This is a genomic window from Streptomyces sp. BR123, assembly GCF_013401435.1.
GTDB lineage: Bacteria > Actinomycetota > Actinomycetes > Streptomycetales > Streptomycetaceae > Streptomyces.
In genome coordinates this window covers 1-2,366 of sequence record NZ_JACBGN010000533.1, presented here as the reverse complement: position 1 = coordinate 2,366, position 2,366 = coordinate 1, and the positions used below count along the sequence as shown (strand labels likewise).

The following is a 2,366-nucleotide window of genomic DNA, read 5'->3' as shown; positions in this document are numbered from 1 at the left end:
ATGGAGGGGAGAGCGCCTCGGCGGGGCCGTCGTACGGCTCCGCCGAGGCGCTCCATATGCTTTCGCCCATGACCGACAGCACCGGGATCAGCCCCGAGGACAGCAAGATCATCACGCTGGCGCGCAGCGCCCGGGCCCGCAACGGCGTGCCCGAGGGTGCGGCGGTCCGCGACGAGACGGGCCGCACGTACGTCGCCGGGACCGTGGAGCTCCCCTCCCTCCGGCTGAGCGCGCTCCAGACGGCGGTCGCGATGGCCGTGGCGAGCGGCGCCGAGTCCCTCGAAGCCGCGGCCGTGGTCGGCACGGCCGACGCGGTGGTCGACCTTGACCGTGCCGCCGTCCGCGACCTCGGCGGCCCGGACACCCCGGTCCTGCTGGCCGCCCCGGACGGCACGCTCCGCTCGACCACGCCGGCCGGCGCCTGACCGGCCCTTCCCCACGGGGCCCGGCCGCCGCACCGGCAGCGGTGCGCCGGGGAACCGCGGCGGGCGCTCAGGGCGTTGCGGCGGTCCGGCCGGGCGCCCGGCACGGGGCGGACCCCTTCGGGGAGAAGGAGGACGCCCATGCGCCCTCCCGCCCGTTCTGCCTGCGCCCGTCTCCGCCGCCAAGGTCCGCACGTGGCTGACGCAGGCCGGCCGCGACCCCCGGGCCGACGCCCCCGTGGTCGTGCACCGGAAGCCGGAGGAGGCCATGTCGCCGGTCTCCCGCCAGACCGCCCGGCAGGTCGCGGGCATGTCCGCGGCCGCCGCCGCAGGCACGTGCCTGCGACGAGCCGGACACGGCCGGACGGTCCCGCAGCCCGACCGCGGACCCGTGACCCGTACGGACGGACGGGCGGGCGGATCGGAACGGCTCCGGCGCGCCTCCGGCCGGGCGGCCCGTGGCGAAGCGGGCTGTGGTTCGGCAGCGCCCAGGAGGGGCCGGGGATCTGCGCGACCGGCCGCAAGGGGCCCGCAGGCGACCGTCACAGCACCTCCCGCGGAGCGCTCAGGCCGCGGCGGCGGGCGCCGCCGCCGGACGGCGGCGGATGACCATCGCCATCATCGCGGCCGCCGCGCACAGCGCCCCCGACGCGTACCAGACGACGTCGTACGAGCCGAACACGTCCCGGGCCACACCGCCCAGGAACGCCACCGCCCCGGCGCCCACCTGGTGCGAGGCCAGCACCCAGCCGAACACGATCGCACTGTCCTCCCCGTAGTGCTCGCGGCACAGCGCGATCGTCGGCGGGACGGTCGCGACCCAGTCCAGCCCGTAGAAGACGATGAAGAACAGCATCGGCGGGTGCACCGTCGGTGCCAGCAGCATCGGCAGGAAGAGCAGCGACACCCCGCGCAGGGCGTAGTAGACCGCCAGCAGCCGCCGTGCCTCGAAGCGGTCGGTGAACCAGCCCGACGCCACGGTGCCGACCACGTCGAAGACGCCGATCACCGCCAGCAGCCCTGCGGCCGCCGTCACCGGCATCCCGTGGTCGTGCGCGGCCGGCACGAAGTGCGTCTTGACCAGGCCGTTCGTCGAGGCGCCGCAGATCGCGAAGGTGCCCGCCAGCAGCCAGAACGGCCCGGTGCGCGCCGCCCGGAACAGCACCGCCACCGCCCGCCGGGCCGCGCCCGGCACCGGCGCGGGCTTGGCCGTGTACGACCCCCCGTACGGGGCCAGGCCCACGTCGGCCGGGTGGTCGCGCAGCAGCAGCCAGACGAACGGCACGACGGACAGCGCCGCCAGCGAGACCGTCACGGCCGCGGGCCGCCAGCCGTGGTGCTCCACCAGCCAGGACAGCAGCGGCAGGAAGACCAGCTGCCCGGAGGCCCCGGCCGCGGTCAGGACTCCGGTGACGAGGCCGCGCCGGGCGGTGAACCAGCGGTTGGTCACCGTGGCCGCGAACGCCAGCGCCATCGAGCCGCTGCCCAGACCCACCAGCACGCCCCAGAACAGCACCAGTTGCCAGGCGGCGGTCATCCACACCGTGGCGACGGACCCGGCGGATATGACCAGCAGGGCCAGCGCCACCACCCGGCGGATGCCGAAGCGGTCCATCAGGGCGGCGGCGAACGGCGCGGTGAGCCCGTAGAGGGCGAGGTTGACCGAGACGGCGAAGCCGATCGTGCCCCGCGACCAGTCGAACTCCCGGTGCAGCGGCTCGATGAGCAGTCCCGGCAGGGAGGCGAAGGCGGCGGCGCCGACGATCGTCACGAAGGTGACGGCCGCGACGAACCAGGCGCGGTGGACGCGTCCGGGCGCGGGCTCGGAGACGCACGTCATCGACTTCCGGGCCGCCGAGCAGCTGCTGGCCGCCCGCGATCCCCGCGGCGCCGTGAAACTCCTCGACTCGGTCATCGCCGCCCACCCGGAGAGCGGTGCGGCCC

2 protein-coding genes are annotated in these 2,366 nt (G+C 76.0%); one reads left to right on the top strand and one right to left on the bottom strand.

Features of this window, described 5'->3' with window-relative positions; all coding sequences use genetic code 11:
- Window positions 1-56: 56 nt before the first annotated feature.
- On the top strand, window positions 57-425 hold the full coding sequence (locus HYE82_RS35985) for a cytidine deaminase (RefSeq protein WP_179178430.1): 369 nt from the start codon (window positions 57-59) through the stop codon (window positions 423-425).
- 562 nt (window positions 426-987) lie between these two features.
- Here the strand turns inward: HYE82_RS35985 and HYE82_RS35980 are convergent.
- Window positions 988-2,262 (bottom strand): MFS transporter, encoded by a 1,275-nt coding sequence (locus HYE82_RS35980; RefSeq protein WP_179178429.1) that lies wholly within the window; start codon window positions 2,260-2,262, stop codon window positions 988-990.
- Window positions 2,263-2,366: the final 104 nt, after the last annotated feature.

Bases quoted from the DNA above. Each gene is read 5' to 3' on its own strand.
- HYE82_RS35980 (WP_179178429.1), bottom strand. From the start codon at position 2,262: ATGACGTGCGTCTCCGAGCCCGCGCCCGGACGCGTCCACCGCGCCTGG.
- HYE82_RS35985 (WP_179178430.1), top strand. From the start codon at position 57: ATGCTTTCGCCCATGACCGACAGCACCGGGATCAGCCCCGAGGACAGC.